Source organism: Pantoea latae (assembly GCF_002077695.1).
Taxonomy (GTDB): Bacteria; Pseudomonadota; Gammaproteobacteria; order Enterobacterales; family Enterobacteriaceae; genus Pantoea; species Pantoea latae.
Map to the genome: position 1 here is coordinate 253,551 of NZ_MWUE01000033.1, position 25,698 is coordinate 279,248.

General features: G+C 60.6%; 26 protein-coding genes. 20 read left to right on the forward strand and 6 right to left on the reverse strand.

All coding sequences use genetic code 11. The features are described 5' to 3' along the window. Positions 1-22: 22 nt before the first annotated feature. The gene (locus tag B2J69_RS21065; protein WP_081142019.1) at positions 23-1,525 is read right to left on the reverse strand and encodes a UbiD family decarboxylase; all 1,503 of its coding nucleotides are present in this window, start codon (positions 1,523-1,525) and stop codon (positions 23-25) included. Between the two features lie 142 nt (positions 1,526-1,667). Between B2J69_RS21065 and B2J69_RS21070 the strand changes: the two genes are divergently transcribed. From B2J69_RS21070 to mdcH, 9 genes are all read left to right on the forward strand, one after another. Continuing rightward, positions 1,668-2,576 carry a LysR family transcriptional regulator gene (locus B2J69_RS21070; RefSeq protein ID WP_081142021.1) on the forward strand — a complete coding sequence of 303 codons (909 nt, stop codon included), beginning with the start codon at positions 1,668-1,670 and terminating at the stop codon, positions 2,574-2,576. 290 nt (positions 2,577-2,866) lie between these two features. Continuing rightward, positions 2,867-4,522: a malonate decarboxylase subunit alpha gene (gene mdcA / locus B2J69_RS21075; RefSeq protein ID WP_081142023.1), complete on the forward strand. Its 1,656-nt coding sequence runs from the start codon at positions 2,867-2,869 to the stop codon at positions 4,520-4,522. Next, positions 4,522-5,385, forward strand: a complete 864-nt coding sequence (locus tag B2J69_RS21080) for a triphosphoribosyl-dephospho-CoA synthase (RefSeq protein WP_081142025.1) — start codon at positions 4,522-4,524, stop codon at positions 5,383-5,385. The genes mdcA and B2J69_RS21080 overlap by 1 nt, the downstream gene beginning before the upstream one ends. 8 nt (positions 5,386-5,393) lie before the next feature. Next, the gene (gene mdcC, locus B2J69_RS21085; RefSeq protein WP_081142027.1) at positions 5,394-5,693 is read left to right on the forward strand and encodes a malonate decarboxylase acyl carrier protein; all 300 of its coding nucleotides are present in this window, start codon (positions 5,394-5,396) and stop codon (positions 5,691-5,693) included. Beyond that, positions 5,686-6,519 carry a biotin-independent malonate decarboxylase subunit beta gene (locus B2J69_RS21090; RefSeq protein ID WP_081142029.1) on the forward strand — a complete coding sequence of 278 codons (834 nt, stop codon included), beginning with the start codon at positions 5,686-5,688 and terminating at the stop codon, positions 6,517-6,519. Before mdcC ends, B2J69_RS21090 begins: the two co-directional genes overlap by 8 nt. Next, on the forward strand, positions 6,519-7,319 hold the full coding sequence (gene mdcE, locus B2J69_RS21095) for a biotin-independent malonate decarboxylase subunit gamma (RefSeq protein WP_081142031.1): 801 nt from the start codon (positions 6,519-6,521) through the stop codon (positions 7,317-7,319). The genes B2J69_RS21090 and mdcE overlap by 1 nt, the downstream gene beginning before the upstream one ends. 138 nt (positions 7,320-7,457) lie before the next feature. Next, positions 7,458-8,417 carry an AEC family transporter gene (locus B2J69_RS21100; protein ID WP_081142033.1) on the forward strand — a complete coding sequence of 320 codons (960 nt, stop codon included), beginning with the start codon at positions 7,458-7,460 and terminating at the stop codon, positions 8,415-8,417. Position 8,418: 1 nt separating this feature from the next. Next, entirely contained in the window at positions 8,419-9,039 is a 621-nt protein-coding gene (locus B2J69_RS21105) for a malonate decarboxylase holo-ACP synthase (protein WP_081142035.1), read from the forward strand. Continuing rightward, positions 9,036-9,938 carry a malonate decarboxylase subunit epsilon gene (gene mdcH, locus B2J69_RS21110; protein WP_081142037.1) on the forward strand — a complete coding sequence of 301 codons (903 nt, stop codon included), beginning with the start codon at positions 9,036-9,038 and terminating at the stop codon, positions 9,936-9,938. The genes B2J69_RS21105 and mdcH overlap by 4 nt, the downstream gene beginning before the upstream one ends. Here mdcH and B2J69_RS21115 read toward each other — a convergent pair. The 3 genes from B2J69_RS21115 to B2J69_RS21125 all read right to left on the reverse strand — a co-directional run bounded on the left by B2J69_RS21115 (position 9,919) and on the right by B2J69_RS21125 (position 12,503). Further along, positions 9,919-10,854, reverse strand: a complete 936-nt coding sequence (locus B2J69_RS21115; RefSeq protein ID WP_081142039.1) for a LysR family transcriptional regulator — start codon at positions 10,852-10,854, stop codon at positions 9,919-9,921. The genes mdcH and B2J69_RS21115 overlap by 20 nt on opposite strands. A gap of 21 nt (positions 10,855-10,875) precedes the next feature. Then, positions 10,876-11,877, reverse strand: coding sequence for a LacI family DNA-binding transcriptional regulator (locus B2J69_RS21120; RefSeq protein WP_081142041.1), 1,002 nt, complete (start codon positions 11,875-11,877; stop codon positions 10,876-10,878). 83 nt (positions 11,878-11,960) lie between these two features. Then, positions 11,961-12,503 carry a D-lyxose/D-mannose family sugar isomerase gene (locus B2J69_RS21125; protein WP_081142043.1) on the reverse strand — a complete coding sequence of 181 codons (543 nt, stop codon included), beginning with the start codon at positions 12,501-12,503 and terminating at the stop codon, positions 11,961-11,963. A 220-nt stretch (positions 12,504-12,723) separates the two neighbouring features. On the opposite strand from B2J69_RS21125, the gene B2J69_RS21130 reads away from it, so the two are divergent. The 6 genes from B2J69_RS21130 (at position 12,724) to B2J69_RS21155 (ending at position 20,562) form a co-directional block, all read left to right on the forward strand. Next, positions 12,724-13,758 carry an NAD(P)-dependent alcohol dehydrogenase gene (locus tag B2J69_RS21130; RefSeq protein WP_081142045.1) on the forward strand — a complete coding sequence of 345 codons (1,035 nt, stop codon included), beginning with the start codon at positions 12,724-12,726 and terminating at the stop codon, positions 13,756-13,758. 3 nt (positions 13,759-13,761) lie between these two features. Beyond that, the gene (gene xylB, locus B2J69_RS21135; protein WP_081142047.1) at positions 13,762-15,279 is read left to right on the forward strand and encodes a xylulokinase; all 1,518 of its coding nucleotides are present in this window, start codon (positions 13,762-13,764) and stop codon (positions 15,277-15,279) included. Beyond that, positions 15,276-16,781, forward strand: a complete 1,506-nt coding sequence (locus B2J69_RS21140; protein ID WP_081142049.1) for a sugar ABC transporter ATP-binding protein — start codon at positions 15,276-15,278, stop codon at positions 16,779-16,781. The genes xylB and B2J69_RS21140 overlap by 4 nt, the downstream gene beginning before the upstream one ends. 75 nt (positions 16,782-16,856) lie before the next feature. Further along, positions 16,857-17,834 carry an ABC transporter permease gene (locus tag B2J69_RS21145; protein ID WP_407944760.1) on the forward strand — a complete coding sequence of 326 codons (978 nt, stop codon included), beginning with the start codon at positions 16,857-16,859 and terminating at the stop codon, positions 17,832-17,834. A gap of 35 nt (positions 17,835-17,869) precedes the next feature. Continuing rightward, positions 17,870-18,877: a substrate-binding domain-containing protein gene (locus B2J69_RS21150; protein ID WP_081142053.1), complete on the forward strand. Its 1,008-nt coding sequence runs from the start codon at positions 17,870-17,872 to the stop codon at positions 18,875-18,877. Positions 18,878-19,110: 233 nt separating this feature from the next. Further along, on the forward strand, positions 19,111-20,562 hold the full coding sequence (locus B2J69_RS21155; protein ID WP_081142055.1) for a flagellin N-terminal helical domain-containing protein: 1,452 nt from the start codon (positions 19,111-19,113) through the stop codon (positions 20,560-20,562). A 50-nt stretch (positions 20,563-20,612) separates the two neighbouring features. Here the strand turns inward: B2J69_RS21155 and B2J69_RS21160 are convergent, their stop codons facing one another. Beyond that, positions 20,613-21,215 carry a LysE family translocator gene (locus tag B2J69_RS21160; protein ID WP_081142057.1) on the reverse strand — a complete coding sequence of 201 codons (603 nt, stop codon included), beginning with the start codon at positions 21,213-21,215 and terminating at the stop codon, positions 20,613-20,615. Positions 21,216-21,232: 17 nt separating this feature from the next. Next, entirely contained in the window at positions 21,233-21,514 is a 282-nt protein-coding gene (locus tag B2J69_RS21165) for a VF530 family protein (protein ID WP_081142059.1), read from the reverse strand. Between the two features lie 110 nt (positions 21,515-21,624). On the opposite strand from B2J69_RS21165, the gene B2J69_RS21170 reads away from it, so the two are divergent. The 5 genes from B2J69_RS21170 (at position 21,625) to B2J69_RS21190 (ending at position 25,610) form a co-directional block, all read left to right on the forward strand. After that, positions 21,625-21,933, forward strand: a complete 309-nt coding sequence (locus B2J69_RS21170) for a hypothetical protein (RefSeq protein WP_081142061.1) — start codon at positions 21,625-21,627, stop codon at positions 21,931-21,933. 395 nt (positions 21,934-22,328) lie between these two features. Beyond that, positions 22,329-23,111, forward strand: coding sequence for an SDR family oxidoreductase (locus B2J69_RS21175; RefSeq protein ID WP_081142063.1), 783 nt, complete (start codon positions 22,329-22,331; stop codon positions 23,109-23,111). Between the two features lie 10 nt (positions 23,112-23,121). After that, positions 23,122-23,511, forward strand: coding sequence for a nuclear transport factor 2 family protein (locus B2J69_RS21180; RefSeq protein WP_081142065.1), 390 nt, complete (start codon positions 23,122-23,124; stop codon positions 23,509-23,511). Next, positions 23,508-24,365 carry a fumarylacetoacetate hydrolase family protein gene (locus tag B2J69_RS21185; RefSeq protein ID WP_081142067.1) on the forward strand — a complete coding sequence of 286 codons (858 nt, stop codon included), beginning with the start codon at positions 23,508-23,510 and terminating at the stop codon, positions 24,363-24,365. The genes B2J69_RS21180 and B2J69_RS21185 overlap by 4 nt, the downstream gene beginning before the upstream one ends. Before the next feature lie 15 nt (positions 24,366-24,380). Beyond that, positions 24,381-25,610 carry a DUF3500 domain-containing protein gene (locus tag B2J69_RS21190; RefSeq protein WP_081142069.1) on the forward strand — a complete coding sequence of 410 codons (1,230 nt, stop codon included), beginning with the start codon at positions 24,381-24,383 and terminating at the stop codon, positions 25,608-25,610. Positions 25,611-25,698: the final 88 nt, after the last annotated feature.

Below are 25,698 nucleotides of genomic sequence, written 5' to 3' on the forward strand. Positions count from 1 at the left end.
CGTAATGCGGCCTTTGGCGTTTTTAAGGCTGACTAAAGCCGGGAATAAAGCGGTTTACGTCCACCTCCATAAACTGCGAGCGCTGGAAGTTGCCTTTCAAATTCCAGGGCACGGTACAGTCGTAAATCGCCTTACAGGTAATGCCGTGCGCGCGAATAGAGGGGCTGAACGCCGGATCCTGCGACGGATCGAGAGGATGGCAGCGCACGCCAGGAATGGTGATGGTGTCCACATCAGCCTGATAGCGCGTGGTCATCGCCCAGATAACATCGCTTAAATCGAACACGTCGACATCTTCATCCACCAGGAACACATGCTTCAGCTCGGAAAAGGCGGAAAAGGCGAGTAACGCCGCCTGGCGCTGACGTCCCTCATCCTGCGGTCCGCGCTTGTTAATCTGCAACACCGCCATATATTTGCCGGTGCCCGGCGAAGGGCAGTGCACATTTTTCACCAGCCCCGGCAGCGCGCGCTCAACCATATCGAGAATGCTCGCTTCGGTAGGAATGCCGGCGAGATTGGTGTGCTCGTCGCTTGGTCCAATGCAGGTTTGCAGGATCGGGTTTTTGCGGTGGGTGACGGCTTTAACTTTGATCACCGGCACGGCGGCCTGCGCCTCGCCGGTATAGCCCGGAAACTCCGGCATCGCCTTGCCGCTGTGGGTATGCTGATCTTCCTGCACGCGGTAGTTCGGCATCAGTTCGCCTTCAATCACAATCTCCGCATGGGCAATAGCGCGCGCATCGACGGCGACGCCCTGCACCAGCTCCACCGCGCGACGGCGCAGACCGCCTGCGATGGCCAGTTCGTCAAAGCCCAGCGGCGTGGTCGGCGGCTCGAAGCAGGCGCCGATCTCAATAGCGGGATCGACGCCAATGCTGATGGTGATCGGCAGCGCCTTGCCCGCCTGTTCCGCTTTAATGCGGAACTGATCGAGATGGCGGCCTGGCACGAAATACATCGAAATCTCATCTTTACCCTGCACGCAGAGGCGATGAATGGTGACATCGTGTTCACCCGTTTCCGGATCGGCGGCGTAGCACATGCCCAGCGTAAAATAGGGGCCGGCATCCTCAGGCGTGTTGGTCGGGGCGGGCAGCAGCGTGCGGATATCAAATCCCTCGTCGCTGGCCAGATGCACCACTTCCTGGCACGCCGCCCGCTCACGGGGGATCACCACCGGCGCGATGGCGTGATGAACCGAGTCGCGCAGCAGCTGCGCCAGCTTCTCTTTCGGGACGCCCAGCAGGCGGGCGACGCGCTGCCGCGAGGCGAGCAGGCCGATCAGCACGCGGAAATCCTCGTACCCTTTTACCTTGTTGAACACCATCGCGGGTCCGGTGCGCGTCGGGCGCATTACGGTGCCGCCCGCGCCGACATAGCGATAGACGCCTGAAAGTTCGGCGGCGGGATCGACCGGCTCGTTGGTTTCAATATATTCGTCGTCGTACTGCTTCAGTAGGTCGATCGCCGCGCGCAGATCGAAACTGGCGCCTTCTTCAGGGCGAGATAACAGGTCACTCATATTTTCTCCTTAAACCAGTCAGGCATCCGCCTGGCGACAGGGGGGACAAATCGTCACAACAGGAAAGAAAATAAAACGCGGACTGATAAAGATCTAATTGCTATTATCGGATTATTAATAATGAACCATTATCAGGAAAAGCATGGATCACCGTAAACTTCGCTCATTTCTCGCCCTGGCACGCACGCTGCATTTCGCTCGCGCGGCGGCGGAGGTCAGCCTGACGCAGCCCGCGCTGAGCCAGCATATTCAGTCGCTGGAGCAAAACTGGGGGATACGGCTGTTTGAACGCAATAAGCGCCAGGTTAGCCTGACGGCGGAGGGAGAGCAGCTGGTGGAGGAGATTGCGCGCACGGTGAGGCGGCTGGACAACCTGCAGGTCACCGTCAAAGAGGTGGCGGCGGGCAGTCGGGGCGTGCTGCGTCTCGGCTATGTCGGCACTGCGGTGCAGGAGCCGCTGCTGGTGAAGGCGCTGCGCAGCTTCAGAAGCCAGTTCCCGACCATCCAGCTGAAGCCGACAGAGTACAACGTCGATCAGCAGTTCAGCCTGCTGCAAAGCGGCGAACTGGATATTGGCATTCTGCGCGGCCCGCTGCCAGCCTGCCGTTTTATTGCCCGCCGCACTATCCAGCAGACGCCGCTTATCGCGGTGCTGCCTGACGATCATCCTCACGCGGGCGCGCGACAGATCCGCCTGAGCGAGCTGGCGGATGAAACCCTGATTGTCCAGCAGGATCCCGACGGCGTCGGGCTGGGCGGCACGGTATTACGCCTCTATGCGGAGGCGGGCATCGCGCCGGGCAGCAGCGTGCGAGCGCGCGACGTTAATACCGCCATTAATCTGACGGCAATGGGCATGGGAATAACCTTTGTTCCCGCCTCGCAGCGCCTTTTTTTGCGCCAGGATGTGGTGGCGCTGGATATAGATGCGACCGATATCACCACCTCTTTGTCGCTGTGCTGGAAAGAGGGGAGGCAAAATAAGGATGTTACACTTTTTATTCAAAATACCGCGTCGCTCTTTATGACGCCGGCCGATAAAGAAAAATAACCTGCCTAATCCGCATATTATCCTGATAGTTCGCCTTTTAATGCGGATAAAAAAGTCGATATTGACGGCTAATTATTATTTCAAACTGAAGAAATATCCTGACGGGACCTTTTCCTCCTGAGGATGAGGTCTACACTCAGTTTTCGGGTTCGTTTATCTCAATGCCGAAACCCTCAATCATTACTCTAAGACTAACGATCGTCACCTTGTCTTAATTGAATCACTTGATCAGAAAGCGCAGACTCCATCCAGCATAAACGAAGAATGGTTATCTGAATCAGGAGGTTATAATGCAAACTGGCCAGGCGCCGGTTCGGGAATGGAACACGCGCCGCAGCGAAAAAGCGCGTCGTTTAGCATCCTTTCCCGCAGACGGTAAAGTGATCCCTACTGAAAGAGCAGTAGAAGCGCTGGAAAAACTCATTGCGCCAGGCGACCGCGTCGTGCTGGAAGGGAATAACCAGAAACAGGCTGATTTTCTTTCTCGCACGCTGGCGGAAGTCGACCCGGCGAAAGTTCACGACCTGCATATGATTATGCCGAGCGTGGGCCGCAGCGAGCATCTCGATATATTTGAAAAAGGCATTGCCCGTAAACTCGACTTCTCTTTTTCCGGTCCGCAGAGTTTGCGTATTTCACAATTATTGCAGGATGGTCAGCTGGAAATAGGCGCTATCCATACCTACATCGAACTCTATTCCCGGCTCTATGTCGATCTCAGTCCGAACGTGGCGCTGATTGCCGGTTATAAAGCCGATCGCAAAGGCAATCTTTATACCGGGCCGAGCACCGAAGATACCCCCGCGCTGGTCGAGGCCGCCGCGTTCCGCGACGGTATCGTGATTGCGCAGGTCAACGAACTGGTTGACGATGAAAGCGACCTGCCGCGCGTCGATATTCCCGCCTCCTGGGTCGATTATATCGTGGTGGCCGACAAGCCCTTCTTTATCGAACCGCTGTTTACGCGCGATCCTCGCCTGATTAAGCAGGAGCATATCCTGATGGCGATGATGGCGATTAAAGGGATCTACGCCGAACATCAGGTGCAGTCGCTTAACCACGGTATCGGCTTTAACACGGCGGCGATCGAGCTGCTGCTGCCCACCTACGGCGAACAGCTCGGCCTGAAAGGTAAAATCTGCAAACACTGGACGCTGAATCCGCATCCGACGCTGATCCCGGCGATTGAGAGCGGCTGGGTTGAGAGCGTGCACTGCTTTGGCGGCGAGCTAGGGATGGAAGAGTATATCCGCGCCCGTCCCGATATCTTTTTCACCGGCTCGGACGGTTCGATGCGCTCCAACCGCGCCTTCTGTCAGCTGGCGGGTCAGTATGCGGTCGATATGTTTATCGGCGCCACCTTGCAGGTCGACGGGCTAGCGAACTCCTCTACCGTGACGCGCGGCCGTCTCTCCGGCTTCGGCGGCGCGCCCAATATGGGACACGATCCGCACGGTCGCCGCCACGCCACGCCCGCCTGGCTCAATATGATCACCGAGCCGGACCCGATGCAGCGCGGCAAAAAGCTGGTGGTGCAGATGGTGGAAACCTTCCAGGCCGGCGCGAAACCGACCTTCGTCGAGCAGCTCGACGCCGTCGAGGTGGCGAAAGCCTCGGGTATGCCGCTGGCGCCGGTGATGATCTACGGCGACGACGTGACGCACGTGCTGACCGAAGAGGGCATCGCCTACCTCTATCGCGCCGAGAGCCTTGAAGAGCGTCGCGCCATGGTCGCCGCCGTGGCGGGCATCACCGATATCGGCCTGGGCGTTGACGCCGCGCGCGTCGCCGCGCTGCGTAAAAGCGGCAAGGTGGTCTACCCGGAAGATATGGGCATTCGCCGCTCCGACGCCACGCGCTCCTTGCTGGCCGCCGGCAGCGTCGCCGATCTGGTCGAATGGTCAGGCGGTCTCTACAACCCGCCGGCAAAATTCCGGAGCTGGTAATGAAACTCCTGTCACAGACGCAAGCCGAGGCGGAGGTGAGCCAGCTGGCGGCCGTCGCATGCGACAGCCTGATCGCGGAAGCGCGGCTCACGCCGAAGCCGGGTCTGGTCGACAGTCGCGGCAGCGGCGCACACCAGGATCTGACGCTGGCGCTGATGGAGCGCTCAGCCCACAGCCTGCAGCCGACCTTTCAGCAGCTGGCGCGCGAGTGCTGGCAGCGCCCGGCCGACGTCGCCCTGCGCGAAGCGGTCGGGCGGCTGGGTCGGGAAGGGGAGCAGCGCATGATGGCGGCCACCGGCGGGGTCAACACCCATCGCGGCGCCATCTGGGCGCTGGGCCTGCTGGTGAGCGCAGCGGCGATGAACGGCGGTCGCGCCGACGCCGCACAGCTTGCCCACACGGCGGCAGCGCTGGCCAGCCTGCCCGACAATGCCGCGCCGAAGCTGTTCAGCAAAGGGCTGAAGGCGAGCCATCGCTACCGGGTGCCTGGCGCGCGCGAAGAGGCGCAGCAGGGATTTCCCCACGTCATGGCGCTGGCGCTGCCGCAGCTGCTGCGCAGCCGCGCGGCGGGCGCCAGCGAAAGCGAAGCCCGCCTCGACGCGCTGATGGCGATCATGACCTCGCTCAGCGACACCTGCGTGCTCTCCCGCGCGGGCCTGCCCGGACTGGAAACGATGCAGGCGGGCGCGCGCGCCGTGCTGGCGGCGGGCGGCTGTATGATGGCGGCGGGCCAGCGCGCGCTGGCGCGTCTCGATGCCGGCATGCTGAAGCTCAACGCTTCGCCGGGCGGCGCCGCCGATCTGCTGGCCGCCACGCTGTTCATTGACAGGGTCAGCCTTGCTCACCCTCACTCTTTTTTCTAGAGGACGTTATGGAACACATTACATTATCTCTCCCTGCGAACCGCACGCTTAGCGGCAGAGCCCTTGCAGGGGTAGTTGGCTCCGGTGATATGGAAGTGCTGTTCACCGCAGCCGAAGGGCAAACGCTCACGATTGATATCACCACTTCGCTCGACAACAGCGACAGCCGCTGGAAGGCGCTGTTCGACCGCCTGAACCTGATCAGCGGCCTGCCCGCCGGGCAGCTGGTGATCCACGATTTCGGCGCGACGCCGGGCGTGGCGCGCATTCGTATCGAACAGGTTTTTGAAGAGGTGAGCCATGCGTAACGATCCGAGCTTTATTGAACTGCGCGCCCGTGAACGCGCGCATGCGCTGGTGGATGAAGGCAGCTACCGCGAACTGCTCGATCCCTTTGAGGGCATCATGTCGCCCTGGCTGGCGCCGCAGGGCATCGTGCCGCAGTCCGATGACGGCATGGTGGTGGCGCGCGGCACCATTAACGGGCAGTCCGCCGTGGTGATCGCCATCGAAGGCACCTTCCAGGGCGGCAGCATGGGGGAAGTCTCCGGCGCGAAAATGGCGGCGGCGCTTGAGCTGGCGGCAGAAGATAACCGCAACGGCATTGCCACCCAGGCGGTGCTCTGCCTGGAAACCGGCGGCGTGCGCCTGCAGGAGGCGAATCTCGGCCTGGCGGCGATTGCCGATATCCATGCCGCTATCGTCGATCTGCGCCGCTACACCCCGGTGATTGGCATTATCGCCGGCACCGTCGGCTGCTTTGGCGGCATGTCTATTGCCGCCGCGCTCTGCAGCTACCTTATCGTCACGCGTGAGGCGCGTCTGGGCCTTAACGGTCCGCAGGTTATCGAGCAGGAAGCGGGCATTGAAGAGTATGACTCCCGCGACCGTCCCTTTATCTGGAGCATGACCGGCGGCGAGATCCGCTACGCCAGCGGGCTGGCCGACGCGCTGGTGGACGACGGCATTAGCGCAGTGAAAACCGCGATGAAAAGTTTTATCGACAAAGGGGTGCCGGCGCAGCATCGCAGCGACAACTATGCCGATTTCCTGCCGCGTCTGACCCAGTTCGATACGCGTCAGCAGGCGGACACGGCGCAGATTAAACAGCTTTTTGCGCGGGAGGATAAATAATGACCGAGACTATCAGCCGCGGTGCGACCTGGCTGGAAAAACTGGCACCCAACGCGCAGCATGTTAGCGGCCTCTGCGCCTCTGTACAGGTCGCCGACGGCGAACTCAACGGCGAGCGCGCGCGCTTTATCGCCGTGGTGCCCGACGCGCACAACCACTATCCCCGCGCCGCGCGCGGCGAGGTCGGCCTGCTGGAGGGCTGGACGCTGGCGAAGGTGGTCAATGAAACCATCGAGGCGGATCAAAAAAGCGAAGTGAAGCGCCCGATTATCGCGGTGATCGACGTGCCCAGCCAGGCCTACGGCCGCCGCGAAGAGGCGTTCGGCATTCATCAGGCGCTGGCCGGCGCCGCAGGCGCCTATGCGAAAGCGCGTCTCGCCGGACATCCGGTAATCGGCCTGATCGTTGGCAAAGCGATGTCAGGTGCGTTTCTGGCGCACGGCTACCAGGCAAACCGTCTGATTGCCATTAACGATCGGGGCGTGCTGGTGCATGCGATGGGCAAAGAGTCCGCCGCGCGCATTACGCTGCGCACCGTCGACGCGCTGGAAAAGCTGGCGGCGACTATTCCGCCGATGGCGTATGACGTCAGCAACTTCGCCACGCTGGGGCTGCTCGCCGATCTGCTGAACGTCAGCAACCCAGACGCGCCGTCCGACGCCGATCTGGCGCAGGTGGAAATCGCCCTGCAGAAAGCGATCGCCGACGCGCGTCAGGATCCGACGCTGAAAACCCGGCTCGGCGCGGAAAACCGCCGCAGCTCCTCCCTGGTTCGCGAGCGGATGCGCGCGGCCTGGTAACACCAAAACACTTATTAAAAAAGACCTGCCGAAACCGGTCTGCTCGGGGCGCATCGTCGCGCCCCGGGGCAAGGGCCGCTTTTAGAAATTATAAACATCGCGTGTGCTGGAATAACCATTCTTAAAAACAGGTGATTTATGATTTACATAATTGTTCATGCCCTTGCTCCCATCTTTGTGATTATGCTGCTCGGCTTCTGGGCCGGCAAAGCGGGAATGGTCGATAATAAAGACGTTTCGCTGCTCAATATCTTCGTGATGGATTTTGCCCTGCCGGCGGCGCTGTTCAGCGCCACGGTGCAGACCTCCTGGCCCGGCATCGTCGCCCAGTGGCCGCTGATTGTGGTGCTGACCGGCGCCATGTGGATCACCTATGCGGCGATCTATTTCCTCGCTACTAAAGTGTTTAAAAAGGCGCCTCAGGATGCCGCCGTGCTGACCCTGACCGTGGCGCTGCCGAACTATGCCGCGCTGGGCCTGCCGATCCTCGGCAGCGTGCTGGGCGAAAGCGGCGCCACCTCGCTGTCGGTGGCGGTCTCCATCGCCTGCGGCTCGGTGCTGCTGACGCCGCTTTGCCTGCTGATCCTCGAGCGTGAAAAGGCGCGCGCCGCCGGCGAAGACCACGGTTCTACCTTCGCCATGCTGCCGGTGCTGATGTGGCGTTCGGTGAAAAAACCGATTGTGCTCGGCCCGCTGTTTGGCGTGGTGCTTTCCGCCTTCGGCGTTAAAATGCCGGAGCTGGTGCTGGCGGCGATCAAACCGCTCGGGCTGGCGGCCACCGCCGCGGCGCTGTTCCTGACCGGCGTGATCCTCTCGGCGCGGAAGCTGAAACTCAACGCGGTGGTCGGCGTCGGCACCGTGGCTAAACTGTTAATTCAGCCCTTTATCGCCTGGGGCATCGTGCTGGCGCTGGGCCTGACCGGGCCGGTGGCCATTACTTCGATTCTGATGATTGCGCTGTCGGCGGGCTTCTTCGGCGTGGTGTTTGGCAACCGCTTCGGCGTGCAGTCGCCGGATGCGGAGGCGGTGCTGCTGCTCAGCTCGGTGCTGTGCGTGCTGTCGCTTCCCCTGTTTATTACGTTAACCTCAGGTATTTAACATGAACGTTATCCCTCGTCCTCACGATCTGCTCTGGCTGCGCAGCGAGAGCGCGCTGCTGTTGGTGAGCGAGGCGTGGGTCGGCCACCACTGGCACGCTGAGCTGCCAGTGGTGGTGCGGCGCGATCGTCACGCCGAGGGGTTAATCCCGGTGGGCGTGCGCGGCGAACGGCGCGAACAGCGCGCTGCCGGCTGGGTGCATGCCGCAGATATTGTCCGCGTGACCACGCCGGAGAGCCTGGCCGAACGCGACGTGCTGCGTGATTCGCCCTTTGCGGCGTATCGACCGGTTCAGGCCGCGCTGGCGCTGGCCGATATGCGCTGGCCGTGGCGCTGGGGCGTGACCGGCAGCACCGGCTACGCGCTGGCGACCGGCCGCCCGGTGCTGCATCCTGAGAGCGATCTCGATGTAATCCTCCGCGCGCCGCAGCCGCTGGCGCGCGACCTCTTACAGCAGTGGCAGACGCAGACAACACGTTTGCCCTGCCGCGTCGACACCCAGGTTGAAACAGAGTCAGGCGCCTTTGCGCTCAGCGAATGGCTGCGCGCCGGCCGCGCGCTGGTGAAAACCGCCACCGGCCCGCTCCTGACCGCCTCACCCTGGAGCAGGGAGCCCCAATGAAAATACTCTTTACCTTTCCCGGCCAGGGCACGCAGCGCGCCGGGATGCTGCAACAGCTGCCCGACGGCGACGCGCTGCTGAGTCGCGTGCGCGCCGTGCTGGGCGACGAAACCGATCGACTCGACAGCGCCGAGGCGCTGCGCCACACCCGCGCCGTGCAGCTTTCGCTGCTGATTGTCGGCGTTGCCTGGGCGCGTGAGCTGATTAAGCAGGGCGTGAAGCCGGATATCGTCAGCGGCCTCTCTATCGGCGCCTTTCCCGCTGCGGTCATCGCCGGCGCGCTCGACTTTGATGACGCGCTGCGGCTGGTTGCCCTGCGCGGCGATCTGATGGAGCAGGCCTATCCTCACGGCTATGGCCTGACCGCCATCGTCGGGCTGACGTTAGGCAAGCTGGAGACGCTGATGGCGGGCAGCAACACCTATGTTGCCAATATCAATGCGGAAACACAGACGGTGATCGCCGGACGTGACGAGGATATGGCGGCGGTGGCGCAAAAAGCGCTCGACGCGGGCGCCAGTAAAGCGACCCGGCTGGCGGTGAGCGTGCCGTCCCACTGCGCGTTGCTGGACAAGCCGGCCGCGGCGCTGGCGCGCGCTTTTGAAGGCGTCACCCTGGCGCGTCCCGCCTGCGCCTACCTGAGCGGCTCAACCGGCCGCGTAATCTGGGAGCCGCGCCGCATCGCCGACGATCTCGCCTTTAATATGGCGCGCACGGTGCAGTGGAGCGATGCGGTGATCGCCGCCAATCAGCGCGACGCGCGGCTGGCGATCGAGATGCCGCCCGGCAACGTGCTGACCGGGCTGACGCACCAGGCGGGCTGGCAGGGAGAGGCGATCTGCATGGAGCGCAACAGCGTCGAGGTGGCGCGCCATCTGGCTAAACGGCTGAGTCAGTAAGGCCGCGAGCGAACATGCGGCCTTCGGCGGCGAGCGCCAGCAGATCCTGGTCGCGTTCGCGGTGGTGCGAATAGACGATCGAAATCCGCTGGCGCATCTGGTAGGGCTCGGCGAGCCTCACCAGCTGCACGCTGTTTTCATACACCTTTTTCATGCGGCCGGGGATCAGCGAGAAGCCCATACCCGCCTGCACCAGGCTGATCAGCGAGAAAATGTCATTGACCTTCGCAACGATGCGCGGCTCAAATCCCGCCACCTGAAACGCTTCCTGAAAGCCGGCATAGGTGGCAAAGCCTTCCGCCAGCGAGACAAAATCGCGGTCGGCGTAGTCGCGCAGATCCGCTTCGCGCGTGATATCGAGCTTTTCCCCCGCCGGCGCGGCGAGAAAAATATGATCGTAGAACAGGGGGATAACGTCGAAATTCGCGCCGCTGGGGACCTCGCTGTCGGTGGCGATGAGGATCGCGTCGAGCGCGTCATCCTCCAGCATGTTGAGCAACATCTGGTTAGAACCCATGGTCAGCTCCAGCTCCAGCGCGGGCCGCCGCAGCTTCATACCCATCACCAGGCGGGGAATGGTTTCCAGCGTCAGGGAGTAGAGCGTGCCGAGGCGCAGTCGTCCGCAGCCTACACCTGCTACCAGGCGCGCCTCTTCAATGCCTTTATTCATCAGCGCGGTGACGTCGCGGCAATATTCCAGCAGCGTCCAGGCGGCTGGCAGCGGCACCAGGTTGCGCCCTTTATGGATAAACAGCGGGCAGTTGATGCCCTCTTCCAGCGTGTGCAGCGCCCGATGCACGCTGACGCTGCTCAGATCGAGCGCCTCCGCCGTGCGCGCGATATTACCTTTGGTCATAAACATCATAAAGACGGAGAGCTTGCGGAAGGTAATTTCCTGATTGATATCGTTGTTCATGCTGTTCCCTCGCCGGATGCCCTAGGCCACAATCTTACCGCGCACGATCACTTTTCCGGGCTTGCTGTCGCTGTCCTGCACGCGACGCAGCGCCAGATTCAGCGCCTGCCAGGCAATTTCCTGCAGATCATGGGTAACGCAGGGAATATGAAAGCCGTAGATCTCCGCATGAGAAACGTCATCAATGCTAAACAGATTAACCTGCTCCATCAGCTTTAGCTGATGTTCGATACAGGCTTTGACGATCCCCAGCGAAATCTGATTATTGCAGCCGACAAAGTAATCCGGCGCCTCGTGGCTGCTGAGCCAGCGGCTGGTTTCCCGCCAGGCGGCATCCATAAAGAAATCGGCGTGCAAAATTTCGAACGACGTCACCTTGCCCAGCAGCGCCGCCTGTAAACCGGTCACCCTTTCACGCGCGACGTTGGAGTTTTCCGGCCCGGAAACCACCACCACGCGCTTTGCCTGCTGTTCCAGCAGCCAGCGCCCGGTCTGGAGGCCGCAGTCCAGATTGTCGATATAGACCCCGCTGCAGTGCGAAGCCTGCAGCTCGCGGTCCACCAGCACCACGGGAATATTCAGGATCTCCAGCCGCTTCATATAGGCGGGGTGATAGTTAACGTCGTTAGAAATCACCGAGAGAATAATGGCGTCGACGTTGTAGCCAATCAGCTTATCGATAATGCGATCTTCCGCTTCCTGGGATTCATAAGAGTCGAACACCAGCGTGTCGTAACCCATTTTTTGCGCTTCCAGCGTCATCAGACGCGTCAGGCCGCCAAAGAAAGGGTTAGCCATATCGGGATTGACGATGCCGATGGTTTTACTGGCCTTCGCCCGCAGGTTGCGCGCGGCGGCGTTGACCACATAGCCGAGCTGTTCTGCCGTCTCGCGAATGCGTTGCAGCGTTTCCGGATGCACTTTCTCAGGCTGCGAAAACGCCCGGGAAGCGGTAATTTTACTGACGTTCGCCTGTGCGGCGACGCTTGCCAGCGTCGCCTTTCGTCCCCGACCTGCTGCCAATTTCGGCTCCTTTATTCCACCACATCATTTTGTATCATTTACAAATCATGACAGATCCTGGGTCAGGACGCTAATGCTGATTCTCAGGCCAGCCGGTTGACGCGCGGATCGGTGAAAATATCCAGCTCATCGCGGCTCTCCGACGAGAACTCCGACACCACCGCGCCCTGATCGCCCGCCTGAAACCAGTGGCGGGTATTCGGCGCAATGGTGTACTGCTCGCCCGGCCGCAGCCGCACATAGCCTGTACAGCTGTACCAGGCTTCGCTGCCTTCAGGCACCCGACACACCGGCTCGCCGCTGGCGTCATTCTGCGTCAGGCTGCTGTCGTCCACGAATAAATAGACCTCACCCCAGCGACAGCGAAAGGTTTCCTGTTTGCCCGGCGTGCCGTCGAACGGCGGATGCAGATGTTCAGGACAGGTCTGGCGAGGAAACAGCACCAGCTCCTTGGCGCAATAGCGCGGCGAGTTGACATAGGTCAGCAGCTGCAAACCGGAAAGGGGATAGTCCGGCAGGCCAAAGGTGGCGATCTCAATACGCTGGCGCTCTTTGTCGGTCAGCCGGATCTCGGCCTGCTGCAGGGCATCAAGCGTTAGCTGAACGTACTCTTGCTTGTCTGTCATGGCTTTTCCTTCTCATGTTAATGGTATCGGTATCATTTATCGCAGGCCGTTCAGCGTTAATCTGTGATCGGCCTCAATGTTGTTGGTTACAGGGAGGATTGGTTGGCTACCTGTTTGACAGATATTTAACAAGCATCACAGTTTTGCAGCTTTTTTTGCGACAGTATCGCCGCAGATAAATGATATCGATACCATCACAATGATCTTGCCGGGGGTAAAAATGAAAGCGCTGGTTCTGGAGAAAGCGGGCAAAATTGCGATTGAAGATCGCGAGTTCGATGAGACAACAGGCGACAATGACGTCCTGATCAAAATTCACTCTGTGGGCATTTGCGGCAGCGACGTTCACTACTATCAGCACGGCCGCATCGGTCCTTTCGTGGTGGAAGCGCCCATGGTGCTGGGTCATGAAGCCTCCGGCGTGGTGCTGGCGACCGGCAAAAATGTCACCCATGTCAAACCGGGCGATCGCGTCTGCATGGAGCCGGGCATTCCCGATCTTAACTCGGCGCAGTCGCGCGCCGGGATCTACAACCTCGACCCGGCGGTGCGCTTCTGGGCGACGCCGCCGGTGGATGGCTGCCTGCGTGAAACCGTGGTTCATCCCGGCGCGTTTACCTTCAAGCTGCCGGACAACGTCAGCTTCGCGGAAGGCGCCATGGTCGAGCCGCTGGCGATTGGCATGCACGCCGCCACCAAAGCCGGCATCAAACCAGGCGATATCGGACTGGTGATCGGCGCCGGCCCGATCGGCGTGGTGACGGCGCTGGCCGCGCTGGCGGGCGGCTGTTCCGACGTGATCATTTGCGATCTGTTCGATGAGAAGCTGGCGGTGGCCGCAAATTACGAAGGCCTGCACGCGGTCAATATTAAAAGCGGCGATCTGGCGTCTAAGGTTGCTGCGCTCACCAGCGGCAACGGCGCGGATGTGGTGTTCGAGTGCAGCGGCGCCAAACCGGCTATCGCGACGCTGGCGCAACACGCCGCGCCGGGCGCGACAGCCGTGCTGGTTGGCATGCCGATCGACGCGGCGCCGATGGACATCGTCGCCGCGCAGGCGAAAGAGATCACCTTCAAGACCATTTTTCGCTACGCCAATATGTATCCGCGTACTCTGCGCCTGCTGAGCAGCGGCAAGCTGCGCGTGCAGCCGCTGATCAGTCAGACCTACAAATTTAGCGAAAGCGTCGCCGCCTTTGAGCGCGCCGCCGCCGGCAACGCCTCCGATATCAAAATCATGCTGGAGATGGAGTAACCCATGTCGCTCTATGCGGGCATTGACTGCGGCACCCAGGGCACCAAGGTGGTGATTGTCGACAGCGAACAGGGCGCGATCCTCGGCGAGGGCAGCGCCGCTCACGCCCTGATCAGCGACTCGAACGGCCGTCGCGAACAGCATGCGGCCTGGTGGATCGAGGCGCTAATCACCGCGTTTCATCAGGCGGTGGCTCAGGCGGGCGTCGACGCGCGTCAGATCGTCGCGCTGGGCGTCTCTGGCCAGCAGCACGGCTTTGTGCCGCTGGATGAGCAGGGCGAGGTGCTGCACAGCATTAAGCTGTGGTGCGATACCGAAACCGCCGCTGAAAACGACGCGCTGCTGGCGCAGCTGGGCGGCGTCAGCGGATCGCTGGCGCAGTTGGGATTGAGCATGGCGACCGGCTACACCGCCTCGAAAATCCTCTGGTTTAAAAGGACGCAGCCGGCGCTCTGGTCGCGTTTGCACACGGTTCTGCTGCCGCACGACTATCTCAACTTCTGGCTGACCGGCGAGCGCGTCGCGGAGTATGGCGACGCCTCCGGCACCGGGCTGCTCAACGTGCGCACCCGCGAATGGGACCGCCGCACCGTCGAGCTGATCGACAGCAGCGGCCGGCTGTGGGATGCGCTGCCGCCGCTAAAAAACGCCGAATGCTTTATCGGCACGCTGCGTGCGGAAGCGGCGGACAGGCTGGGACTCTCGACCGCCACGCGCGTCGCCACCGGCGGCGGCGACAACATGATGGCGGCCATCGGCTCCGGCAATATTTCCGCCGGTACGGTGACCATGAGTCTCGGCACCTCCGGGACGCTGTTCGCCAGCTCTGCTGCGCCGATCGTCGCAGAGTCAGAGGCGATAGCCGGGTTCTGCTCCAGCAGCAACGGCTGGCTGCCGCTGATTTGCACCATGAATGTCACCTCGGCCACCTCGTCGGTGCAGACGCTGCTGGAAGAGGATATTGCCGGCTTCAATCGGCTGCTGGATCAGGCCGCGGCGGGCGCGGGCGGGATAGAGATGCTGCCCTTCTTCAACGGCGAACGCGTGCCGCCGCTGCCCCATGCGCGCGCCAGCCTGCATAACCTCGACAGCGATAACTTTACCCGCGCCAACCTCTGTATGGCGGTGGTGGAGAGCGCAACCTACGGCCTGCGCTATGGCCTGGATCTGTTTCGACGCCAGGGTATCGCAGCGCGCGAAATCCGCCTGACCGGCGGCGGCGCCCGCAGCCCACGCTGGCGCCAGATCGTGGCGGATGTGATGGGCTGTCCGGTGGTGTGTTTGCAGGTCAATGAGACGGCGGCGCTGGGCGGCGCGATTCAGGCGATGTGGGCGGCGGCGCTCGCTGATCAACCGCATCAGCAGGCCGACCGCGTGCTCAGCGATCTCTGCCAGCGTTTCGTCTCGCCTGATGAGTCAACCCGCGTCGCGCCTGACGCCGAACGGCAGGCGCGCTACGACGCGCTCTATCAACGCTATCTGCAACGCCTGCGACAGGCCTATCCGGAGGGTTCACTGTGACACGCGATCCACACACGCAACAGCCCGCCTATCTGCTGGAAGTGACCGGAGTAAAAAAAGCCTTTGGCCCGGTCGTGGCGCTGAAAAATGCTGAATTCGCCCTGCGCCGTGGCTCTATCCACGCGCTTTGCGGCGGCAACGGCGCGGGAAAATCGACCTTCCTGAGCATCCTGATGGGCTTTATTCAGCCCGATGGCGGCAGCATTTTCATCAACGGCGAACGCTGCGAATTTCATCATCCGAAAGAGGCGCTGGCCGCCGGCGTGGCGATTGTGCAGCAGGAGCTGAGCGCTATTCCCGATCTGACGGTAGCGGAGAATATCTGGCTGGGACGCGAGCCGCGCCGCCTCGGGTTCGTTGACTTCGCCACCATGAACCAACGCACCCGCGATCTGCTGCAGGAGCTGGATTTTCACCTCTCCGCCACCGAGAAAATGCGCAACCTGAGCATCGCCGAGCAGCAGCTGGTGGAGATCGCTAAGGCGCTGTCACACGCCAATGCCGACATCATCATCATGGACGAGCCGACGTCCGCCATTGGGGAAGAGGACGCGCAGAAGATTTTCCAGACCATTACCCGGCTGGCGCAGAAGGGCAAAGGGATCATCTACGTGTCGCACCGGCTGTCGGAGATTTTCCAGATTGCCGACAGCTACACCATTTTCCGCGACGGCGCCTATATCCATGAAGGGTTTATCGCCGACATCACGCGCGAACAGCTGATTGAACACATCATTGGCGGCGAGTATGACAGCGAGTTCGCCAAGTTTAACCAGCCCGGCGAGGAGGTGATGATGGAGGTCAAAAACCTGCGCTGGCGCAACAAAATTAAGGATATCAGCCTGCATCTCAGGCGCGGCGAGATCCTGGGCATCTACGGTCTGGTGGGATCGGGACGCAGCGAATTTCTCGATCTGGTGTTCGGCATCAACCATGCCGACAGCGGCACCATTCAGCTGGGCGACACCGTGCTGGGCCGTCATTCGCCAAAAGAGGCGATCGACAGCGGCATCGCCTACGTCACGGAAGATCGCAAGCAGACGGGGCTGGTGCTGTGCCGTTCGGTCAGCGAGAACATCAATATCGCCTCGTTTGGCGCCATCAGCCGGTCAGGCTTTATCAATGAAAAGCGGGAACAGGCGCGTGCCAGCGAGATGATCAAACGCTTCAACGTCAAAACCCCGGACGGCGATCAGATCGTCGGCAATCTCAGCGGCGGCAATCAACAGAAAGTGGTGCTGGGACGCTGGGCGCTGCTCGATCCCGAGGTGCTGCTGCTGGATGAGCCGACGCGCGGTATCGACGTTGGCGCGAAAAAGGAGATCTACCGCTTTATGTCGGAGTTCGCCTTAAAAAACAAAGGGATCATCATGGTGTCATCTGAGCTGTCGGAAATTATCGGCATGAGCGATCGCATCCTGGTGTTCCGCGACGGGCAGCTGGCCGGTGAACTCACGGCGGCGCAGGCCACGCAGGCCGAGCTGATGAAGCTGGCGGTATAAAAGAGAGATAACAAGATGAACGGTACGCATTCAATGACACCCGGGGTTTCGTTTTTTACTCGCAATAAGCGCCGTATGCACAAGTACGGCATCATTATCGCTTTCTTTGCGCTGTGCCTGATCGTCGCGGTCATCGGCGAGGTGCAGGTGGCGAAGGGCGCCTGGACCAGCAACTACTTCCTCAGCAATGAAAACATGCTGATCGTGCTGCGCCAGGTGTCAATCAACGGCATTCTCGCTATCGGCATGACCTTTGTGATTATCACCGCCGGCGTGGATCTCTCGGTGGGATCGGTGCTGGCGCTCAGCGGCATCGTTGCGGCGCGCTTCGCCACCAGTAACAGCGGACTGGCGATTGGCGACACCGCCCATGCGGTAATGATGCCGCTGATCGTCGCGCTGGGCATCGGCATCGTCTGCGGACTGATTAACGGCACGGTGCTGGCGCGCTATCGGCTGCAGCCCTTTATCGTCACCATGGGGATGCTGTCGGCCGCGCGCGGCCTGACGATGCTCACCACCGACGGCAACCCGGTCTCCCAGCTGAACCGCGACTTCCGCTGGCTGGGCAATGGCTATGTCGCCGGCATCCCGGTGCCGGTAATTATCTTTGTCGTGCTGTTCGCGCTGGCCTGGCTGCTGCTCAATAAAACCATCTTTGGCCGCTATATCTATGCGGTGGGCGGCAACCCGAAAAGCGCCCGCACCTCCGGCATCAGCGTGGTGCGCATCAAAGTGCTGGTTTACACCCTGTGCGCCGCGCTGGCGGGCGTTGCCGGTCTGATCCTGACCGCGCGCACCGGCTCGGCCCAGACCAGCGCCGGCGCCGGCTACGAGCTGGACGCCATCGCCGCCGTGGTGATCGGCGGCACCAGCATGGCAGGCGGCGTCGGCACCCTGCTGGGCACCTTCTTCGGCGTGTTAATTATCGGCGTAATGAATAACGGCCTCGATCTGCTGGGCGTGCAGTCCTATTACCAGCAGATCATCAAAGGCGGCTTGATTGTAGTGGCTGTATTGCTTGACCCGTCGCGTAAACAACAGCGCGATTAACCCTACTTATATAAAAAAACGACCAGGAGATAACAATGAAAATGACCAAAATCGCATTGCTTGCCTCGGCAATGCTGGTGGGCAATATGGCGGCGGCGCAGGCTGCGCCGGTGAAAATCGCGGTGCTGATGTACGGCAACAAAGCGGAGTTCGTTCAGCTGATGGAGCGCTACGGCAAAGCGCATCCGGCGGTCAAAAGCGGCGATGCGGTGCTGACTTTTTATGACGGGCGCTATGACGCCTCGGTGCAGAATGACCAGGCGGCGACGGCGATCCAGACCCGCGCTGACGCAATTATTGTCAACCCGATGGATTTCGAAGCCAATATCGACATCGTCACCAACGCCAACGAGGCAAAAATCCCGGTGGTGGTCACCAACGCCCGACTCAACACCGAGGATATGACCTCGGAAGTGGTGTCGAACGACGAGCTGGGCGGCTACCTGGAAGCCAAAGCGGTGCTGGATAAGCTGCAGTGCAAAACGAAAAAAGTGAACGTGGTGATTATCGAAGGGCCGAAGGGCGGCAGCGGTGAAATCCAGCGCGGCAAAGGCAACGACAAAGCCATCGCCGAATGCGGTCCCGGCCAGGTGACCGTGCTGGAGCGTAAAACCGCCAACTGGTCGCGCGCCGAGGCGCAGCCGCTGATGGAAAACTGGCTGCAGAAGCATCGCGGCAAAATTAATGGCGTGATTGGTCAGAACGACGAAATGGCGCTGGGCGCCATCGAAGCGATCAAAGGCGCTGGCCTGAACGTAAAAGATTTCGCTATCGCAGGCGTCGACGGCGTGTCAGACGCCATTCACGCGGTGCAGGCGGGCGAAATGGTCTCTATCCTGCAGGATGCGAAAGGCCAGATGCAGGGCGCTATCGACGTAGCGATGCGCGCGGCGAAAGGCAGCAGCTATCAGCCGCAGTCCGATATCTGGAAACAGTATGCGAAAGAGCTGAACTGGAACAACGGCACCAGCAAACACTACTACATTCCCTGGACCGTGGTGACGCCGGAGAATGCGCAGCAGCTGCTGGACGCGCGTAAATAAGCGGCGAGAGCGGAGGCGCATTCACTGGGAGGTGAAGGCTAACGGGCAGGCGGCGAGTGCCATTGGGCATTCGACGCCTGCGCGGTAAAAAAATAACGTAACTTAAATCAATTCGCGATCAGCCACTTAACCTGAAACGGGCCGCAAAGCGGCGTCAGAACAGGCTTTGCGGCTAAAGCCGCCCCGCGCCATGCCGATAAATCGATCAGTTTCCAAGAAGGTATGTAGCGGCTATGTTAACAATAAACCATAACGAATTTGCCGCCCTGACGAATAAATCGATGCAGAACAGCTCGTCAGTGTTGGGGCAGGTGATAGAACGACTCTCCTCGGGTTCCCGTATCAACAGCGCCAAAGATGACGCTGCAGGCCAGGCGATCGCCAACCGCATGACGGCCAACGTCAACGCGGACAGCGTGGTCTCGCGCGGCCTTAGCGACGCCATTAGCTACGCGCAAACCGCCGAAGGCAGCTTAGGCAGCGTCAGCGATCTGCTGATCCGCGCCAAAAGCCTGGCGATTCAGGCCGCCAACGGCACGCTCTCTGACGCCGATCGCGCCAGCGTCAACACGGAGTATCAGCAGATCCTCGCCGGCATCACCGATATTTCCGAGCAGACGGAGATTTTCGGCCAGTATCCGCTCGCCACCGACGATCCCGATCTGCCGCCTGCGCTGCTGGGCAACGTGCAGCCGATCAAAAACCGCTTTCCGGTGGCGGGCCAGAGCTATTCGTTCACCTCGGGCGTGGTGCCGCTGGCCTATATTCCGGCGGGCGCGACCAGTATCACCATCAGCATCGACTCGCTGGGACAGGATGACGATCTGCAGCTGTTTACGCGCGACGGCAAACATCTGGTCGGCACGCCAATCAACGGCAGCGATCCCGACTTCACCTGGGTGAGCAAAGGCATTACCGATGACGCCAGCGCCACCGCCTCGCTGCTGACCAGCGCTAACGGCTTCGCCAGCGGCGCCAGCTATGACGACTCGCAGCTGCTGCAGGGCGGAGCGAGCTGGGCGCTGAACGGCAGCGCCAGCAGCAGCTATAACGGGATGAACATCAGCTACAGCGGCGATGGCGACCGTTATGAAGACACCGCCACCGGCGACTATAACAATGGCGTCATCCAGAGCAATCCGCTGGAGCAGATCACCATTGATAACGTCACCGAAGATCTGATTGTGGTGGTGGTCGGCAACGGCTCCTTCACCAGCAAGCTCACCTGGGGCGTGCTGCCGGAGCCGGAAGCGATGCCAGCGGTGCCGCCGAAGCAGAGCCGTCCTTTTGACGTGGTGACCAGCGCCGATTTCGGGCAGCAGATGCAGACCGATACCCTGGCGCCGACGCCGACCGATATCAAGACGCTGGGCCTGAAAAACACCACGCTGCTAACCGACGGCGATATTTCCGTCACCATGAACGCGCTGGATGCGGCGCTGGATAAAGTCAGCGCCTACCGCTCGCACTACGGCGCGAAAATCAACCGCTACGAGTCGAACAAAGCGGTGCTGTCGCAGCAGAGCGTCGACACCCAGAGCGCGCGCAGCCGCATTCAGGACGCGGACTACGCGCAGGAAGCGAGCCGTCTGGCGCAGACGCAGATCCTGCAGCAGGGGCAGGCCGCGGTGATGAAGATTGCCAACCAGACGCCGCAAATGGTGTTAGCCCTGTTGCAGAGCTAGAACTTCTTTTACTGACCAGGGATGGTTACTTCCCGCCTGCCGCCAGCGATTTACGGCACTAACCCCTTCAGCGAAATAAACACCAGCACCAGCCCGCCCGTGATATTCACCCACTTTTTCAGCCTGACCGGATGCGCATTGCGCGCCGAGAAGATCAGCGTCGCGCTGACGGCGATCAGCCAAACGATCATCACCGCCACATGCAGCGACGCCAGCAGTAAATAGGGGAGGATCCCGCCCTGATGCGCGGCAAAGGGCGATACCACCGTCAGATAGAAGATCACCGCTTTGGGATTAAGCAGATTGGCAAGCCAGGCGGCTTTGACCGTCACGGGCGCGTCGCCGCTGCCAGAGGTTGAGGCGCGGGCGTTAACGCCGCTGCGGATCAGCTGCACGCCCAGCCAGAGCAGATAGAGCGTGCCTGCCACCTTCAGCACGCCGAACAGCGAGGGAAACGACGCGAGGGCGGCGGTAATGCCGAGGCCGATCAGCAGCGCGTGGGTATAAATGCCTGCTGCGGTGCCCGCCAGGGTTTTAAAAAGCCCGCGGCGTCCGCCTGCCAGCGCGCTGTTCATCACCAGCGTAAAGCTGGCCCCAGGGGAAAGGGCGACGGGCAGCAGCGCGGGCAGAAAGCCGGCATAATCAATCGCCATCGCGCTGGCGTGCGCCGCTACGCATCGCGCCCCGCGGTCCAGGGATTAAACGCGGGCTGCTCGGGCGACTCAGCGGCGGGCTTCTCCAGCGAATCCAGATAGAGCGCTTCCACCTCCGCGCGCGCCCAGGGGGTACGCCGCAGAAATTTCAGGCTGGATTTAACGCTGGGATCGCTTTTGAAGCAGTTAATATTGATGCGCTTGCCTAATTCAGCCCAGCCAAAACGCGTCACCAGCGCATTGACCTGCATTTCCAGCGTGACGCCATGCAGCGGGTCTTTGGTGCGATGATCGGTCATGAGAACTCCTCTCTGTCGGAAGCGGGAAGGGTACAAGAAAGCCGGAACAGCAGCAATCAATGACTATTCAGCGTACACTCATCGCTGCGCATTCACAGGAGAGAGAGCTTATGAGCGACAAGAAAATGATTTCCATCGATCAGTTCGACGCCGAAGAGCGGCTGGCGGTCGAGGTCGTCCTGAAAGGGCTAATGGAGAAGTATCGCCAGCGCACCGGCAAAGAGCCGGACGTCAAAAAAGAGAAAGAGTTTACCGCCGAAGCGCGACAGCAAATTATGAGCGTGAAGCTGGCAAAAGAGAAAGCGCGGGCCGATAAAGCGAAAAAAGCGCCGACGCGCAGAAAGAAACCTGAATCGCTGAAAGAGAGCGAGGTTAGCGATTTCAGCTGGAAGGCTTCGGTGGTTAAAGGTCGCCGCTAGCGTTTAAGCAGCATTTTTATGATGAGAGCGGTGGACGATCGGGACGGAGAGCTTAAATAGCCTCCGTTCTGAATCCCTTCCTTAGGCGCGTTGCAGCGCATTAACATTACTCCTTTCGGTTTTTATCTCCTCTTATCCCCTGTTTATAAAGCGCTTTCTGCGTTTTTCACCCTGCGCGTCACGTTAAGCCTTCCGCCTATTCAGACGCGTTAAAAGCGTACGGTTAACAATCCGTGATCGACTTCTGAGTTTTACACGCAGAACAAGGGCAGTATCCAGACATATCGTAAATATAGATATATCTAGTTATGTGATGCGACATGTTGTCGTCAGCCTCTCGCGCTGCCGTTGCCGCCAGGTTTTCTCAGAAGCCACGTACACGGGCAGGAGCGATCATGGATTTAGGGATTCAGGGTAAACACGCATTTATCTGCGCATCATCGCAGGGGTTAGGGCTGGCCTGCGCGCAGGCGCTGGCGGCGGAAGGCGTCAACGTGACGCTGAACGGGCGCCATGCTGAAAAACTGTACGAGGTGGCCGGCACCCTGCGCGCGGCGTTCCCCAGGCAAAAGATCGAATACCTGGCGGCGGATTTAACCAGCGAAGCTGACCGGGCGCGTATTCTCGCGTCATTGCCCGAGATCGATATTCTGGTAACCAACAATGCGGGTCCGCAGCCGGGATCGCTACAGGCGTGGCATGAACAGGCGCTGCGTTCTGCCATAGAGGCCAATTTTATCCCGGCGGTGCAGCTCATTCGCGCATGGCTGCCTGGCATGCAGACGCGCGGCTTTGGACGCATCGTCAATATCACCTCGGCGATGGTCAAAACACCCCATTATATGATGGGCCTCTCCACTGCGGCACGCACTGCGCTGACGGCAATCTGCAAGGCGATCAGCGGCGAAGTGGCGAAAGATAACGTCACGATAAACAACCTGTTGCCGGAACGCATCGATACGCCACGCCAGGAATTTATGCTACAGCGCCTGATGAGCCAGGAGGGCATCGATCGGCAGGCTGCCCGCCAGCGCAATGTGCAGTCGATTGCCGCCCGACGTTACGGCACCGCAGAGGAATTTGGCGCGGCCTGCGCTTTTCTCTGCAGCCAGCAGGCCTCTTTTATCTCCGGACAAAACCTGCAGCTTGACGGCGGGTCTTATACCGGCCTGGTGTAAGGAGAGGCGCATGAACGACGATATCGCCGCATTGCTGGCGCTGGAGCAGCGACGCCAGCAGGCGCTGATTCGCGCAGATGTGCCGGCGCTGAGGGCATTGCTGGCCGAGGATCTCACGCATATTCACAGCACGGGACTGGTACACACCAAAGCCCAGTTTATTCAGCACATTCAAACCATGGGCGGGTTTGCAGACATCTCCCGCGCTGAACCCGAGGTGCAGGTTTACGGCGATATCGCGCTGTTGACCGGCCCCACGCGCAATACCGTGCGCCTGCTGGATAGCGGACAGGAGGCGGTGAGAGAGGGTTTTTCAACCCTGATAGCGCGCCGCACGGCAACGGGCTGGGAAATTTTACTTTCGCAGCTGACCCCGTTTAAGCAAAGGAGAAAGGCATGAAACTGGTACGTTTTACTCAGGATGGCCGCACTCGCATCGGCAAAGTGGTGGAGCAACAGGTGGTCGACCTTTCCGTCATAGCGGGCGTCGGCGATTCGATGCGGCAACTGCTGTGTGATATGCCGCGGCTGCGTCCTTTGCTCGAGGCGGCGAGCGGCCCGCGTTTCGCGCTGGCGGAGGTAGAGCTGGAAGCCCCGGTGCAGGATGCGCAGAAATTTCTCGGCATTGGCATGAACTATCGTAAACACGCCGAGGAGGCGCGCCTTGCGGGGATCGCGATCCCCGAAACCCAGCTGTGGTTCAACAAGCAGGTTTCCTGCATCAACGGCCCTTTTGCCCCGGTCGTCAAACCCGATGTCAGTGACAAAATGGATTATGAGGTGGAGTTAGGCGTGGTCATTGGTCAGCGTTGCCGTCACGTTAAGGCGAGCGATGCGGCCGCGGTGATCGGCGGCTATCTCATCGTCAACGATGTTTCCGCGCGAGACTGGCTGCAAAAATCCCCGACGTTCACGCTGGGAAAATCGTTCGACACCCATGGACCGATAGGGCCGTGGCTGACGACAGCGGACGAAATTGCCGATCCGCACAACCTGGAGATGAAGCTTTTCGTCAACGGCGAGCTGCGGCAACAGGCCACCACCAGCGACATGATTTATGACATCTATGCGCAAATCGCCTGGCTGTCGACGGTGATGACGCTGGAGCCCGGCGATATTCTGGCAACCGGCACGCCATCGGGCATCGGCGCGCCCAGCGGACGGTTTCTCAAACCGGGCGATGTGATGCGGCTGGAGATCGCTCAGTTGGGCTATATCGAAAATCCGGTTGTGGCGGAAACGCCCCTGCACTGAAAACAGGATCTCACCATGACAATGCCAGATTTCAGAGACTACCTCGTGCCTGACGACAATCCGCGCCTGCAGCTGGCGCGCCGCAGCGATCTTCGCGCCTATGGCGAGCAGATGCTGGCCACGCCAAAAGCGCAGGCGCTCAAGGCGCAATGGCAGGCGATGCTGGACGAAACCTTTCGCGGCATTACCAGCGACGGCACCGTACGATCTGACCTTTTTCAGCTGCAGGATGAGGGCTTTGCTGTGGAAGCCGCGGTAGAGGCGGCGCAGGCGTTCCGCGCCTCGCTGAGCGAGGCGCAGCGTGAGAAAATTGCCTTTCCGCTGGACGCCAGCGCATGGCGCGCCTGGTACAACCCCGAGATCCCTTTTAACGATCTCGGCCTGCGGCTGGAGGACACTGCTGCCACGAGCCAGCAGGCTTTTCTGCACTTGCTCAGGCAGTGCACCAGCGCGCGCGGGTATCACAAGGTGCAGCAGGTGATGGAAGCCAACCAGTTTCTCGGCGAGATGTATGAGATTACTCACATCATGAACCGCTGGAGCTTCCATGTGCTGCTGTTTGGCGAGCCTTCCCCGACGCAGCCCTGGGGCTGGAGCCTGTATGGCCATCACGTCGCGTTTTGCTGTTTTATTCTGGGTCGTCAGCTCGTGATTGCGCCCACCTTTATGGGGGTGGAGCCGAACGTGATAGCGCGCGGCGATGCGCGTGACGCGGTGCTGTTTACCGAGGAAGAACGCGCAGGGCTCACGTTGATGCAGTCGCTTACCCCTGAACAGCAGCAGCGCGCCACGATTTACCGGCTGATGGAAGATCCCGCCATGCCGCCCGAACGTTTCAATTTTGCCGATCAGCGGCATCTTGGCGGCGCGTTTCAGGACAACCGCATTATTCCACTGGAGGGTGTTTGCGCCAGCGAGTTCACCGCGCAGCAGCGGGCGACGCTGATGGAAACCATCGCCATTTTCCTGGATTTTCTGCCGGATGGCCCGCGTGAGGCGCGGCTGCAGCTCATTGAGCGCTTTATGGATGAGACCTGGTGGAGCTGGATTGGCGGCTGCGGCGATCGGGACGTTTTCTACTACCGCATTCAAAGCCCTGTGGTGATGCTGGAGTTTGATCATCACAGCGGCATGTGGCTGACCAATGCGCATCCTGAACGCTTTCACATCCATACCCTGACGCGAATTCCCAACGGCAACGATTACGGCAAAGCCTTGCTGAAACTGCTGCCGCACACGCTGTAAATCACCGTCGTACCGGGCGACGACGTATTGCCCGGGTTATTCATCGCGCAGACTGACCGCTTCCTGACAGAAGCGGCGGGCTTCGCTT